Source organism: Flavobacterium hydatis (genome assembly GCF_000737695.1).
In the GTDB taxonomy this organism is placed as follows: Bacteria; Bacteroidota; Bacteroidia; order Flavobacteriales; family Flavobacteriaceae; genus Flavobacterium; species Flavobacterium hydatis.
This window is the reverse complement of sequence record NZ_JPRM01000043.1, coordinates 22,252-36,706: the sequence shown is the minus strand read 5'-3', so window position 1 is coordinate 36,706 and position 14,455 is coordinate 22,252. Positions and strand designations below refer to the sequence as shown.

The 14,455-nt window shown below is 31.0% G+C and carries 12 protein-coding genes; 3 read left to right on the top strand and 9 right to left on the bottom strand.

What is annotated here, in order from left to right; all coding sequences use genetic code 11:
* Positions 1-393 (bottom strand): peptide-methionine (R)-S-oxide reductase MsrB, encoded by a 393-nt coding sequence (gene msrB / locus IW20_RS21335; RefSeq protein WP_035627301.1) that lies wholly within the window; start codon positions 391-393, stop codon positions 1-3.
* A 50-nt stretch (positions 394-443) separates the two neighbouring features.
* A complete protein-coding gene (locus IW20_RS21330) occupies positions 444-1,310 on the bottom strand; it encodes an alpha/beta hydrolase (RefSeq protein WP_035627299.1) in 867 nt (288 codons plus the stop codon).
* A 205-nt stretch (positions 1,311-1,515) separates the two neighbouring features.
* On the opposite strand from IW20_RS21330, the gene IW20_RS21325 reads away from it, so the two are divergent.
* Positions 1,516-2,325 carry a M48 family metallopeptidase gene (locus IW20_RS21325; RefSeq protein ID WP_035627296.1) on the top strand — a complete coding sequence of 270 codons (810 nt, stop codon included), beginning with the start codon at positions 1,516-1,518 and terminating at the stop codon, positions 2,323-2,325.
* 175 nt (positions 2,326-2,500) lie between these two features.
* Here the strand turns inward: IW20_RS21325 and IW20_RS21320 are convergent, their stop codons facing one another.
* Positions 2,501-4,198: a hypothetical protein gene (locus tag IW20_RS21320; protein ID WP_035627293.1), complete on the bottom strand. Its 1,698-nt coding sequence runs from the start codon at positions 4,196-4,198 to the stop codon at positions 2,501-2,503.
* A gap of 263 nt (positions 4,199-4,461) precedes the next feature.
* Between IW20_RS21320 and IW20_RS21315 the strand changes: the two genes are divergently transcribed.
* Entirely contained in the window at positions 4,462-5,790 is a 1,329-nt protein-coding gene (locus tag IW20_RS21315) for an MFS transporter (RefSeq protein ID WP_035627291.1), read from the top strand.
* A gap of 59 nt (positions 5,791-5,849) precedes the next feature.
* Here the strand turns inward: IW20_RS21315 and IW20_RS21310 are convergent, their stop codons facing one another.
* The 6 genes from IW20_RS21310 to IW20_RS21285 all read right to left on the bottom strand — a co-directional run bounded on the left by IW20_RS21310 (position 5,850) and on the right by IW20_RS21285 (position 11,548).
* Positions 5,850-7,235: a serine hydrolase gene (locus IW20_RS21310; RefSeq protein ID WP_051886091.1), complete on the bottom strand. Its 1,386-nt coding sequence runs from the start codon at positions 7,233-7,235 to the stop codon at positions 5,850-5,852.
* A 256-nt stretch (positions 7,236-7,491) separates the two neighbouring features.
* Entirely contained in the window at positions 7,492-8,613 is a 1,122-nt protein-coding gene (locus IW20_RS21305) for a serine hydrolase domain-containing protein (protein WP_051886089.1), read from the bottom strand.
* 49 nt (positions 8,614-8,662) lie between these two features.
* On the bottom strand, positions 8,663-9,394 hold the full coding sequence (locus IW20_RS21300; RefSeq protein ID WP_035627289.1) for a head GIN domain-containing protein: 732 nt from the start codon (positions 9,392-9,394) through the stop codon (positions 8,663-8,665).
* A gap of 21 nt (positions 9,395-9,415) precedes the next feature.
* Entirely contained in the window at positions 9,416-10,477 is a 1,062-nt protein-coding gene (locus IW20_RS21295) for a DUF4097 family beta strand repeat-containing protein (protein WP_035627343.1), read from the bottom strand.
* On the bottom strand, positions 10,461-10,997 hold the full coding sequence (locus IW20_RS21290; protein WP_035627287.1) for a hypothetical protein: 537 nt from the start codon (positions 10,995-10,997) through the stop codon (positions 10,461-10,463). Before IW20_RS21290 ends, IW20_RS21295 begins: the two co-directional genes overlap by 17 nt.
* Positions 10,994-11,548, bottom strand: a complete 555-nt coding sequence (locus tag IW20_RS21285; protein ID WP_035627285.1) for an RNA polymerase sigma factor — start codon at positions 11,546-11,548, stop codon at positions 10,994-10,996. The genes IW20_RS21290 and IW20_RS21285 overlap by 4 nt, the downstream gene beginning before the upstream one ends.
* Before the next feature lie 307 nt (positions 11,549-11,855).
* On the opposite strand from IW20_RS21285, the gene lon reads away from it, so the two are divergent.
* A complete protein-coding gene (lon, locus tag IW20_RS21280) occupies positions 11,856-14,309 on the top strand; it encodes an endopeptidase La (protein ID WP_035627279.1) in 2,454 nt (817 codons plus the stop codon).
* Positions 14,310-14,455: the final 146 nt, after the last annotated feature.

Genomic DNA, 14,455 nt, shown 5'->3' with positions numbered 1-14,455 from the left:
CTATTTGTCTTTAAAATCTATCGATAGAGAATTTACACAATAGCGTTGTCCAGTTTCAGTTGGACCATCATTAAATACATGTCCTAAATGACTTCCGCAATTGGCACATAAAATTTCAGTTCGTTTCATGCCATGACTCGTATCTGTGATATATTCAACTTTTCCGGGAATCGATTCATCAAATGAAGGCCATCCGCAATGCGCATCAAATTTTGAATTGCTTTCGAATAAAGGTTCATTACAAGCACCACAACAATAAACACCTTTCTCGAAATGAAGATTGTATTCTCCAGTATGCGGGCGTTCAGTTCCTTTTTGGCGAAGCACATGATAACGATCATTACCAAGTTGTTCTCTCCATTCTTGTTCTGTTTTTTCGATTGGATATTTCATGTGTTTTTATTTTAATTTATTTTATCAAAAAGTAAGACTAACAAAATTAGTTACTTATGTTCGATAAATTGTACAGTTTTATTAATAACATTGTTATTACCCAAAATTTTGCGATGCCCTAATCCTTCGGTTAATATTAACGTACCATTTTTTAAATGCTCATTAATATGAATACCTGCTTTTACAGAAACTTCAGGATCATCTTTATCATGAATAACCAAGATAGGAATATGTACATCGGCAGCAGCTACATATGCCGAGAAATCATTCATTTTTATGTTATGTTTTTCTTCAAAATAATCACGTAAACGAATGCTTATTTCTGGCTTTAATTCTAGTTTAGCAACGAAATCATCGACAATATCCTGAACAATATCACCACTGCCAATAATAACTGCTCGATTAATATTTAATCCCTGTTTTATAGCATTTAGTACAGACATACCACCTAATGAATGTCCTACTGCGGCTTCAAAAGGTCCGTATTGTTTTTCAATCTCTAAAATTGAAGCAATAAAATCGACCATGTGAGTAGTTTTTCCAGGAGATTTTCCGTGAGCAGGAGCATCAAAACTTATGGTTTCATAACCAAGCTTGAGTAGTTCATCGGCAATCTTAAATAATTGTGTACCACGACCTGACCAACCATGAACCAATAAAATCTTTTTTTGGCTTTTGCCAAACTGGTAAACAACTATTTCTTTGTTAATTGCAGGAACTTGTAATGTATTCTGGATGCTTTTATGATCCATTTCTAGTTCTCTTTTTGGAACTTTGTGTTTTATTGGAGTTATAAAGAGTTTTACCGCATAAGATGTAGCCAGTTTAGGCGAAATAAAATTAAGAAGTTTGCCTGTAAATATTATAAATTGAGGAACTTTTAATGACTCTGTAGGACTAGGCTTTTTTTTAGACATTATAATATGTTTTTAAGGAGCTTTTGTTATAACTCAAATTTTAAAAATATAAAAGTAACATAATTAATAAAATGTATTGATAAGTTAGAATTTAATAAGTACGATAGTATAGCATAATAATCTAATTATGATATTTTTTAAGCGAATTGTGTAAAAAATAAATTTAGAATAATCGTATTTTTGTGTGTCATAAAATATAAAAGTCATGAGAAATAAATTATTGTTGGGAATATTCACTATAGCTTCAGTGTATTCATGTGCAGTAAATCCTGTTACAGGAAAAAAGAGTCTTAATTTTGTTTCTAATAGTGAGTTATTTCCATCTTCGTTTCAGCAGTATAATACTTTTATAAAAGAAAATAAAGTAATTACAGGTACTGCCGATGCTAAACGAGTTGAAGCTGTTGGGATGAAGATTAAAGCAGCTGCCGAGAAGTATCTAACTTATTTAGGGCAATCGCAATATCTTAAAGATTATCGCTGGGAATATAAACTAGTAGATAATAAAGAAGTGAATGCCTGGTGTATGCCAGGAGGTAAAATTGTAGTGTATTCGGGTATTTTACCAGTTACTAAAGATGATGCTGGTTTAGCAACAGTTCTTGGGCATGAGGTTTCGCATGCTTTGGCTAATCATGGAGCACAACGTATGAGTGCTGCTCAATTACAGCAATTAGGTGCAGTAGGAGTTGCTGCGGTAACAGGTAGCCAGAGTGCAGACAAACAAGAAATGTGGCAGAAATATTATGGAATAGGCTCGCAAGTAGGAGTGATGTTGCCATTTAGCCGAAATAACGAAAGCGAAGCTGATAAAATCGGATTAACACTTATGGCAATTGCAGGATATAATCCAGATGAATCTATTGCTTTCTGGAAAAGAATGTCGGCTCAATCTTCAGGACAAACGCCAGAGTTTTTGAGTACACACCCGTCTGATGCTACCAGAATTGCTAATTTAAATGCATTAATTCCGGAAGCTAAAGCTACAGCACTTAAAGTTGGGATTATTAAGTAAAATTTTTCTAGGCTTGAGTTGCGATTAGATAGATAAAAAAATAAACACGAATTTCACGAATTGACGCTAATTGGTTTGTGAACTTCGTGTTCAAAATAGATTCGCTATTTATAAGAACAAAAAAAAGATTGACCTTTTAAAGTCAATCTTTTTTATTTAGCACCTATTTTGAGTGTTATTTAGTAACAGTCATTTGTGGGTATATGCTATTTGTAGCAGGATTAATTACTCCAGTAGCGATGTAACCATTTGCATCTTTGATAGTAATGTTTTTAATATTACTTGTTTTTGCAACACTAAGAATGTTAATTTTTCTGAATGGAATACAAAGGTTAAATTTAAAACTATTAGCAGTGATATCCTTTGCAGCAACCGTTACTTTTTTTGCAGTTTCTAATACAGTTCCTGTATCTGAATAAACATCATAAGTTACTTCTAAGTTACCAGAAGAAAGTGTTTTACCAGTAATAGGGTATTTGTAATCTAAAGTAACATCAAAACCATAAGAATAAAGACCACTACAAGGTAATGAAGAAGTTTTAACAGATCTGAAATTAGATACAGTCATAGTTTTAGCAAAACTTCCAGTATTCCACAATTGTTTGTTTTCTTTAAATAATTCTGTAGTATAAACTGTTAATCCCAAAGCTCCAAAAGAGAAAGTTCCTGAAGAATAGAAATTTCCTGTAGAAGCAAAAGCAGATGGTTGAGATAAACTTCCGTTTCCGATAGTAAAGCTGTTTATTCCAAATACTATATTTCCTTTTACATCTAAAATATTAGAATCTAATAATTGAATTTTAGGTTTGATTGATATTTTCATATCCGTACTAACTTCTCCTGCTAAATCACCTTCGGTAATTTTTGAATTTGTGATAGTATTTTCATAGATAAAATGACTCTTTTTTCCAGGGATACCATTATAATAAGCAAATCCTATTTTGAATATTCCGTTAGAGTTAATAGCAAAATGTGAACTTTTTGATAAGTTAGCTTCAACTTCCATTGGGAAAGCAATTTCGTCAATACTTATTTTTGCAGGAATATCTCCTAAAAGATCTCCAGCAGGAATAGTAACATCTATTGATACTTTTTTAAGTAAGTCTAAAATATTAGCAGGAACATTATCGATTAGGTTATAAGTATATTTTTTGTTTACAGCTCCAGCAAAGTTAAAATATGGGTTGATAGCACTGTTAATTTGATAATACACTTCTATTTCGTTAGGAAGTAATTTAGACTTTCCGAATCCTATTTTCATGCTAAGAACTGAATTTACTGAAGTATTTGGACTCATATTGAATCCGTTAGATTTATATTCAGTAATGTTATTGAAAATATCATAAGTGAAACTATTGTCGTAGTTTCCTTTTGCTGTAAGCAATGAAGTTTTTTTAGATCTTAAGGCTTTTTCATTTTCTTGTACATCCATCGACAGCTCAATAGAACCTCCTTGAAATAAATCTCCGATATAAGCTTCGGTTGTTTCTAATGAATAGCTATTGTTGTTTTTAATAACATTAGAAATTTTTCTGAAATATACTTTACCGCTGTCAGAAGTTAAGTAAATTAAATTTCCTGAGATAAGTTTTTCGCTCATTTCAGAAGATGAAGTTTCAACTTCGAATTTACCTTTTTCCATATCTGTTGCAGAACTAGTAATAGTTGCATTTTCAGAAGAAAGTTTTGTCAAATCAGGGTTTATAGCTAAGTCTTGAAGCTTATAAGTTACCCCGTCAGCAGATCCAGACGTATTAATCACTCTACTAGGATCATTCGCAGTAGCGGATAGGTCTTTGCCCAAATCATTATCACTGGAACATGATGTTAGTGTGATAAAACCGGCAATAAATAAGTACAGTACTTTTTTCATAGTTTATTTTTTTAAGATTAGAACAAAAATATTGTGATGTACACGCTGTAATTACCCCAAAAGATTATTAAAGTGTTCAAATAAGACTATAATTAGCAATTAATTAGCATCGGTTTTGTTTTAGAAAATAGAACTGTTTTTTGAGTTCTTAAAACGATAAAATTTTAAGTGCATCATGTTATTAATACATTGTTTTTTCGAAAATGTATTTAATTACAAATAATAAATAGATAAATTCGCAGCCTATTAACAAAACTAATTTTATGAAAAACTTACCAAAAGGAGATAAGAAATTATTAAATGCTTGGGCATTTTATGATTGGGCTAACTCTGTTTATACTCTTACTATAGCGTCGGCAGTATTTCCAATATTTTACGAAGCATTGTTTTCAGAACGTGATCATTACATTCATGTTTTCGGAATGAATCTTAAAAATTCGGCGTTGATTAGTTTTATAACAGCATTAGCATTTTTGGTCGTTTCTTTTATTTCTCCGTTATTATCAGGAATTGCGGATTATGTGGGAGATAAAAAATCATTCATGAAGTTCTTTTGCTATATGGGGGCTTTATCTTGTATGGGTTTATATTGGTTTAACCTTGAGAATATATACGTAGGATTAGCATTTTATTTTCTGGGATTATTAGGATATTGGGGAAGTTTAGTATTTTATAATTCATACTTACCAGATATCGCTTTTGTAGAGCAACAAGATAAAATTAGTGCCAAAGGATATTCTTTAGGATATATAGGTAGTGTTATTTTGTTGGTTCTTAATTTGGCTATGATTATGAAACCTAAACTTTTTGGAATCACAGGAACAGATGGTGAGGCAGCTATGAAAGCCATGCGTTATTCTTTTTTGATGGTAGGGGTTTGGTGGATATTATTTAGTCAGTATACCTATTATTATTTACCGAAAGGGAGCAAAGAAAAAGGAGAGAAATTAACTAAATCTGTTGTTTTTAATGGGTTTAAAGAATTAAAGAAAGTTTGGGCATTATTAAAACAGAATATTCCGTTACGAAGATATTTAGGTGGTTTTTTTGTTTCGAGTATGGCAGTACAAACGGTAATGCTTGTAGCTACTTATTTTGGTGCACAGGAGATTCAATGGGCATCTAAAGAAGAAAGTACTTCTGGTTTAATTATTTGTATTTTATTGATACAATTAGTTGCTGTTGTTGGAGCTGTTTTAACTTCGAGAGCTTCAGCAAAATTTGGTAATATCCCAACCTTAATCGTAATTAATATTATTTGGGCAGTTTTTTGTGTACTTGTCTTTTTTATTACATTACCAATACATTTTTATGTAATGGCAACGATGGCAGGGTTTGTAATGGGAGGAATTCAGGCTTTATCACGTTCTACATATTCTAAACTATTGCCAGAGACAGAAGATACAGCTTCGTTTTTTAGTTTTTATGATGTGGCTGAAAAAGTCGGAATTGTAATCGGAATGTGTGTTTACGGTATAATTGATCAAATAACCGGAAGTCCGCGTGCAGCTATTGTAATACTAGGAATCTTTTTTGTGGTGGCTATTTTTCTATTAAGAAGAATACCTAAAAGTAACTCCGTAAAAGAGTAAAGTTTGATTATATGATAATTACTTCGCCACAATTAACTCATATTGTGGCGAAGTAAAAATTATTTGTTTGAAATTTCTACTAACATATCTTCAGCTATTTTGTTAGTTGAATCTAGTTCTAAGGCTTTTTTATAGAAAACCTTTGCCATTTCTTTGTTTTTATTTTTCAAATAACATTCTCCAATTAAAGTATATGTATTTGAATTTTTATTTAAATTAGAAAGGTCTATAGTTGTAGCACTTAGCGTAAATATTTTGATAGCATCATCATATTTATCTCTTCTCATGAGGTATTTGCCAGTATTAACTAAATCTGAAGTTTCATTCGAGAAATCATATTTATCTTTTTCTTTTGATTTAATATGATTGTAAAATGTAATACCCGAATCGTAATTATCAAATAATTTACCTATAATGTTTAAGTAAATAGATTTTTTAGGTACAGTGAATGGTTTATTGTCTAGAATATTCAGGATTGACTTAGCAATTTCAGGAAGTTTAAAATTCTGATTATTAGTTATCATGGATATGATTATATCATCTTCATTTCTGTAAAGAATAAAGGATTCATAATTGTTTCCTGATCCTTGATGAGAATGTTCCTGAATCTTTCCTTTTTTTATAACTACATTTCCTAAACTGGATTCAGCGTTTGTATCAAAACTTTGCGAAAGTATATTTAAAGAATTTTGATTTATTAATTTTCCATCGTGCAAACCTTTAACCCAGTAAAATAAGTCGCTATTAGTAAAATACATTTCGCCACCACCGTGAATAAAAGTTGTTTCTTTATAATCATTATCAAATGAACCTGCCATATTTAATGATAGCGTGGAATCTTTTGGAATACTTCCGCCAGCGATATCATAAGGTTTAAATAAATATTGTTTTAAGAAATCAGGATAAGAAAGAGATATGATTTTCTTTATGATTTCTTGCTGAAGAAATATATTGGCATTGCTATAAATATATCCTTTGCCAGGAGTAAATTCTAATTTTTTAATTTTCTTTAATTCCGAAATATATTCAGCATCGGTATTTTTTGATATTCTAGGTAAACCGCTAGTGTATTGTAAAAGATGTTGTATTTGAATTTCATTTGCCCATTCTGGTAAATAGGTTAAGTAATCAGAAATTTTATCCTCTAGTTTTAGCTTTCCTTTTTCTTTTAATAACAGTATTGCGACACTGCTAAATTCTTTACTAATAGAACCAATTGGCATAGAAGATTGGTAACAAAGTTTTTTGCTTTTAGTGTAATCAGTATATCCTAATTGTGACAGATAAATGATTTTTCCTTCTTTAGAAACGATTATATTTCCGTTGAATACTCCAGTTTCATTTGCTGCTCTCATTAAAGAATCTAATTTTTTTTGATTATTAGGTTGTCCAATAAGTATGGAACAACTTAAAAAAGTAATGAGAAAAAGTAATTTTTGTTTCATGATTTCTATATTTTTTGATTAGTAGCTAAAAAGAAGACGTTTGAAACATTAATTAATCTTTATAGCTGATGATTTATTTATTCATTCTGTTTTCAATTTTAACAAGCACTTGCTTGTATTATCGTTTTTAGGATTTAATACTCTTTTGCCCAAAAGATAGAGCACAAGAAAACACCAGACGGAAAATGTAAATTATCCGTCTCATTTTTATTTTATTGAGTTTAAGGAGGTGTTTTTTTCTTAGATTCTTTGCATTTTATTGCTTGCCAATAGGTTTTAGGTCAGTAAATAAACCTAGTGATATGGCTTCTAGGTGAGTACCTGAATCTTTATCACTTTGATTCATAATAACTATAAAACCTAAATTATATTCGGGGTATATTTTTAGCATGTTTTGCGTGCCATTAGAGCCACCATCTTTGGCATAACAGATATCTTTATTACTAAGTTCTTGAATTTCCCAAAAATAACCCATATCTCCATTTGTATAGATTCTTCGATGTGATTCGATTACAACTTTATTGGTAGTGTCTAATTCAAATTTTATGAATTTGATTAAATCGCTCATTGTCGATTTTAGCATTTTTGAGGCTCCCCAAAGATTGCTTGATAAATTGGTCATTAACAAACCGCTTGCATTATATCCATTAGCAAGAACATCACCAGGAACTAATTTTAGCTTTGTATTTTTCATTCCGGCTTTATCAAAAATTACTTGATGTAATAAGTCTTCATAATTTTTTTTGTACACATTTTCAAGAATATGTGCACATAATTCGGGACCTAAAGCTCCATATTTAAATGCTGTTCCGGGTAAGGTATCTACTTTTACTTTTCTCAAAGCATTAAAGAAATCTGTTTTGGTATAAGATTTATCAAGCCTGTTTTTATGAACTAGAAAACTATCAGGACTAAATTTCTGTCTTATTTCTTTAGTATCTGGAAAGGGAGTTAATATTCCGCTTCTGTGAGTAATTAGATTTTTGATTTTTATTGGAGTTCCTTTAAATTCTAAATTAGGAAAGCCTTCATTTAGATATTTTCGAATGTCATCATCTAATTTTATTTTCTTTTCTAAGACAGCATTAGCAACGAGAGTTCCTGTGAATACTTTTGTAGTTGATGCTATTTCAAATAAGGTTTCATCGGTAGCTTTATTTGCTTTCCCTTTGTCGATTTCACCATAATGTCTAGTATAAACTTTACCATCTTTTACTACACCTATAGAAACCGAATATGCTTTTGAATCTCTTAGTAATGTATTGGCATTTTTATCTATAGAAGCGAAAATTTCTTTTTCACTAAGTGCCTTTATTTTTGGCTGACTTGAGCATGAAAAACTAATGCTTAATAAAAAAGCAATAATTATATTTTTCATTTTTTTGAGTTTTAGTTAATAATTATTGCTTTTTTATGTCTTTAATTATTTAAGCTTTTGAGATACTTCCCGAACCGCTTACTTTAGCATCTTTTGTTTTTGGATCTCCTTTATATTGAATTTCACCAGAACCAGAAACTCTTGCTTTTAGGTTTTCGCTACAAAAAACTTTGCTATCTCCAGATCCAGAAATGGTTATATCTACATTTTTAGCTTTTAATGCATCCGAATCTATATCGCCTGAACCTGATAATTTAGTTGTAAAAGTTCCAGCATTTCCTTTTAAAACAGCATCACCAGAACCGCTTATAGAAAGGTTAAGCGTAACTGCATCAACATCTAGATCTAAATTTCCAGAACCAGACAACACAGCTGTAAAAGAATCTGATTTAATCATATTCTTAGATCTTACATCTCCAGAACCAGAAAGTGAAACACCAGATATTTTTTCGAAAGGAACAGTTACTTGAATGTTTTTACCCATGCTAGAACTAATATTTTTGTTTTTCTCGGTGTAAATTTTAAGTACATTACCATCAACTTCAACTTTAATGTATTGTTGTAAATTTTCTTCGGCTTTTACTGTAATAGAACCTTCTTTTCCAGCAACTAGATCGACATCAAACGATCCCATTACTTTAATCTCGTCATAAGAAGTCGTAGAACGAGTATTAGTTACTACTTTTCCATTTCCCTTGATACGTTCTTTAGACCATTGTGCATTGGCAACTGTACTTAAAAAGAATACACTACAAACTAATAATTGGATTGATTTTTTCATTTTTTGATTGATTTTATTGATTTATTGTTTTTTTACTAATAATATGCTTCCGTAATTTGAGGTAAGAACAAGTTTGTTTTGACCTTTTTTCTTGTAGAATCCGCTAACTTTTTTAGCATTGCTTTTTTCTTCACTATTAGAAATCTGCATAGAAGAATCTGTTTTTAGACCTGAATATCTTGTCGAAATATCAAAGTCGAAAGCGTAGTTACTGTCATATCCTAATGATACATCCGAGTAGCCAGAGGTAACATTTATGTTATTCGCTTTTTCGTTTATGATTCCTACAGCCAGATTACCATAATTAAGATCAACACTTAACATATTAGAAATCTCACCAATATTAACAGTTAGATAATTTCCTGCTCCTGCGACAGAACCCATTTTTTGAAATTTAAATGTTCCGTAATTGCAATCGTATTTAATATTTTGGCTGTCACCCATAACAATATCAGTATAATTAGTATCGAGATTGATTTTGCCCGCACTGTTTATTTTGAGCCCTGAGTATCTAGCTTCGATATTTCCATTTTTAATATAATTAATACTTGAGTTTTGGCAATATTCTATATGAATTGTATTTGTATTCCCGTTTAACCTTCCAAGGTTTACTTTGCCATATTTACAAAAGATATCTGCAGTTGAGGCTAAATCTCCTGTTGTGATGTTACCGTATTTATTATTCAGCTTTACAGTTCCATTTTTAGGAATTTTAAGGGTATAATTAATCTCAAAATTGTTGCTGCTTCCCATGCTTTTTAATGAAGAACTCCCAATATTTGTTATGGCAGTAAGCATAGATTTTAGAGCTGTAATGTCGACATTAATACTGTTTAATTTTTCGTTTACCCACTTTTCATTACTGCCAGAAACCTTTATGATAACTTCTATGTCTATTTTATCTTCATCCCAAGTTGTTACCGAGATATTTCCGTACTTGTTATCTATATCAATTCCGGCGTCGGAGTTAACGATATACGTTTTCTTGATGGTTTTTTGTTTTGTCGAATAGCCATCATCATTTGCAAATCCTAAAAAAGGAATTATCAGTAATAAAATAAGGAAGTTATAGTGTTTTTTCATGGGTGCTATTTTTAAATTTTTCATTTTCGTCAATACGAGTTAAAACGTTTTGCAAGAATGAAATACGGGTTTGTAAATTGCTAATCATAGCGTAAATGATCTGTTTGTTTTCGCCGTTTTTTTCTAGTTCGGTAATGATTTTTGCATAATCATTATCCATAACTTTCATTTGTTTAAGAGCATCGCTAATTATTTGCTCGTTTTCGGGAGATTTTTTGTCATGAAGTTTTTCTAGTTCATTGGCAATTAGAGCTCCAAAAATAGAATCGGTTCTTTTAGTTTCTTGCGAGGCAAATTTTAATTCTTTTGGTTTTTGATTTGCATTAAAAAACATAGAAATTCCCAACATAAGTACTATCGAAGCTGCAATAGCATACGTAATTGTATAATTCTTTTTCGGTTTTGTTTTCTTTAATTTATTTAAAAAGTCTGCTTCATGTTGGGTTTCCATCTCCTGAATATCCCATTGGTTTTCAAACTTTTCAAATAATTGGTCTAATTTGTCATTTTCCTTTTTCATATCTCCTCTAATTTTTTTCTTAAACTGTTTTTAGCTCTGTTCAATGTGGTCCGGCAGTTGGCATAGCTAATAGTAAGTATTTCACTTATTTCTTCTTGATCGTACCCCTCAATATAAAATAAGGTCAAAACCATTCTATAGTTATCCTTTAAACTTAAAATAGCTTCCATGACCTGTTTTACTTTCAGAGAATCCAAATCTAGATTTTCAGAAAAGAAACTATCGTTTTCTTCTATTTTGTATAAAGTCTTACTAAGATCTTCTATTTGAAACTTATTGTTTTTTTTGTAAAAATCAATACTGTAATTAATTACGATTTTCTTGAGCCAAGCTCCAAAAGCGACTTCTTGTTTATAGTCATCAATTTTGGTGAATGCTTTAAGAAAAGCTTCTTGCATAACATCTTGAGCATAGTGTTCGTCTTTTACAATACGATACGCAACATTATACATGGCTTTACAGTATCTGTTGTATACTTCAAATTGTGCTTTTTGATTCTTTTGTTTGCACAATGTTATTAATTCTTCGATATTTTGGTTAGTTATATTCAAGTAGCGTCTAATGGTTTTTATTAATGACGGAGGTTTTTTTGGTTTGTTACACTTTGGATAAAAATAAATGTAAATTTTTTATAAAAGTTTTTTTGAGGCCTTAATTTAAAGTGAAACTTTCTATATTGCCAATTCTTAGAAATCAAAGTTGTTGCTTGCGTTTGTTTTGGCACAATGATTGTCTATTTTTATAGTTATGCAAATAAATTAAGCTCTTGTAGCGCTTTTATTTGAGATTAAGCAAGTTTATTCGATAATTTGCGATTTGAGTTTATTTTTTTAATGACAAAACGACTTATATTATACTATGTCAAATCATAAAATACTTACTATTGACAATCTGTCACTTCAGGAATTTGATTCTGAAGCCGAATTAATACCATTATTGACTCCAGAGGATGAGGAAGAAATGAATAACGAAGAATTACCTTTTTCGTTACCAATTTTACCTTTACGCAACACTGTTTTATTTCCAGGAGTTGTTATTCCTATTTCTGCGGGTAGAGATAAATCTATAAAACTTATAAATGATGCAAACGCAGGTGATAAAATCATCGGAGTTGTATCTCAGATAAACGAAGAAGACGAGGATCCATCCAAAGATGATATTCATAAGGTAGGAACAGTTGCGAGAATTCTTCGTGTCTTGAAAATGCCTGATGGAAATATTACGGTTATTTTACAAGGAAAAAAACGTTTTGAAATTGCGGAGGTAATTTCAGAAGAGCCTTATATTACTGCAAATGTAAAAGAGGTTGAAGAAACGCGTCCAGACAAAAATGATACGGAGTTTAATGCTATTGTTGATTCTATAAAAGAATTGGCAATCCAGATTATTAAAGAAAGTCCAAGCATCCCATCAGAAGCTACATTTGCAATTAAAAATATTGAAAGTCAATCGTTTTTAATCAATTTTGTTTCATCGAATATGAATTTATCGGTGAAAGAAAAGCAAGGATTACTTTCTATAAACGGTTTAAAAGATCGTGCGCTGGAAACATTGCGTTACATGAACGTTGAGTTGCAAAAATTAGAACTGAAAAACGATATACAATCGAAAGTTCGTTTTGATTTAGATCAACAACAACGTGAATATTTCTTGCATCAGCAAATGAAGACCATTCAGGAAGAATTGGGTGGTGTTTCGCAAGAGGAAGAAATGGACGAAATGAGCCAGAAAGCCAAAGAAAAGATTTGGGACGAGAAAACGCAAAAACATTTCGAGAAAGAATTGTCTAAAATGCGAAGAATGAATCCGCAATCGCCAGATTTTGGTATCCAAAGAAACTATTTAGAGTTGTTTTTAGAATTACCTTGGGGAACATTCTCTAAAGATAATTTTGATTTAAAACATGCTCAAAAAGTATTAGATAGAGATCATTTTGGTTTAGAAGAAGTGAAGAAAAGAATGATTGAGCATTTGGCAGTTTTAAAATTGCGAAATGACATGAAATCACCAATTATATGTTTAACAGGACCTCCGGGAGTTGGTAAAACATCTATAGGAAGATCTGTTGCTGAAGCTTTGGGTAGAGAATATGTACGTATTTCGCTTGGCGGATTACGTGACGAAGCCGAAATTCGTGGACACAGAAAAACGTATATTGGAGCAATGCCAGGAAGAATTATTCAGAGTTTGAAAAAAGCTGGAACTTCAAACCCTGTTTTTGTTTTAGACGAAATAGATAAATTATCAAATAGTAATAGCGGTGATCCATCATCAGCTTTACTAGAGGTTTTAGATCCAGAGCAAAACAATGCTTTTTATGATAACTTCCTAGAAATGGGATATGACTTATCTAAAGTAATGTTTATTGCAACTTCTAATAATATGTCGGCTATACAACCTGCGTTGAAAGACAGAATGGAAGTTATTAAAATGTCTGGATATACTATTGAAGAAAAAGTAGAAATTGCACGTAAGCACTTGTTTCCAAAACAACTTTTGGCTCATGGTTTAACTGCAAAAGATTTAACAATTGGTAAAAAACAATTAGAAAAAATCGTTGAAGGTTACACAAGAGAATCAGGTGTTCGTAATCTAGAAAATAAAATAGCTCAAGTAATCCGTAATGCTGCCAAATCGGTAGCAATGGAGGAAGAATATAACAAAAAAGTAACCGACGAAGATATTGTTAAGATATTAGGAGTACCAAGATTAGAGCGTGATAAATACGAAAGCAATGATGTTGCTGGTGTAGTAACGGGATTAGCTTGGACAAGCGTTGGTGGAGATATTCTTTTTATAGAATCATTAATTTCTGAAGGAAAAGGTTCTTTGAGCATTACAGGGAATTTAGGAACTGTAATGAAAGAATCGGCTACAATTGCTTTAGAATATATTAAGGCAAATGCTAAGAAATTAGGATTGAATCCTGAATTGTTCCAGAAATATAATATTCATATTCACGTGCCAGAAGGAGCAACTCCTAAAGATGGACCAAGTGCAGGTATTGCAATGTTAACTTCGTTAGTGTCATTATTAACACAAACTAAAGTGAAGAAAAATACTGCAATGACTGGAGAAATCACTTTGCGTGGAAAAGTATTACCAGTAGGTGGAATCAAAGAAAAAATATTGGCAGCTAAAAGAGCTAATATTAAAGAGATTATTCTTTGTCATGAAAACAAAAGTGATATTGACGAAATAAAACCAGAATATTTAGAAGGTTTAACTTTTCATTACGTGAAAGAAATGAGCGAAGTTTTAGCTCTTGCTTTAACAGATCAGAAAGTTAAAAATGCTAAAGATTTGAAATAAAAGGCATTGAATAAGTCTTAAGACAATTCAAAATCTGAAATAAAATTCCAGATTCTAAACGATTTAATAAAAAGTTTAGGGTTTGGAATTTTTTATTTTAAATTGAAATCCACAATTTGTAATTTGTCACATTATAATTTTATCTT